The following is a 705-nucleotide window of genomic DNA, read 5'->3' on the forward strand; positions in this document are numbered from 1 at the left end:
GCTTTGGCGCCGACAATTTCGTCTGGAACGGTGGCGGCATCATCTATGGTTCCGTCGATCTCGGCGGCGATAACGACACCGCCAGGCTCAGCAACCTCACCAACGCCAATCTCGGTGCCACGGATGCCATATCAGGTGGTGCCGGCACCGATGCGCTGACCCTGGACAACGTCAAACTGGATGGCGTCAGCCGGCTCCAGAACTGGGAAAGCATCGACGCCACCAATGACACCCAGCTGACGATGGACAGCAATCTGGTGCTCGGCGACAGCGGCACCGGCACGGGTTCGCTCAGTGTCGATGCCGCAAGCACGCTCTACGGCGGCGGCTTCAATGCGGCGATCCAGGCGTTTACGGCAGGCCAGCTGGCGCAGGTCACCAATGCCGGGCGCATCGACCTGACCAATGGCAGCACCGGCGCCACCGACAGCCTGACGATTTCGGGCAATTATGTCGGCCTGGGTGGCCTGCTGCTTATCCAGACCGAGCTCGGTGACGATTCCTCCGCATCCGACAAGTTGGTCCTGTCGAGCGGAACGGCTTCCGGTTCGACCGGCATCTCCGTGGTCAATCTCGGCGGCGCGGGGGCTGCGACCACGCAGGACGGCATCATGGTCATCCAGGCAATCAACGGCGCCACCTCGGGCGCCACGACATTCGCGCTCGACGCCCCGGTCGCCGCCGGGGCCTTTGAATATTATCTGT

The 705-nt window shown here is 63.7% G+C and carries 1 pseudogene; it reads left to right on the plus strand.

Features of this window, described 5'->3' with window-relative positions:
- Window positions 1–705 (plus strand): annotated as a pseudogene (locus EN969_RS33895) (autotransporter outer membrane beta-barrel domain-containing protein); the annotation flags it as partial.

The organism is Mesorhizobium sp. M7A.F.Ca.CA.003.01.2.1 (assembly GCF_003998945.1).
In the GTDB taxonomy this organism is placed as follows: Bacteria; Pseudomonadota; Alphaproteobacteria; order Rhizobiales; family Rhizobiaceae; genus Mesorhizobium; species Mesorhizobium ciceri.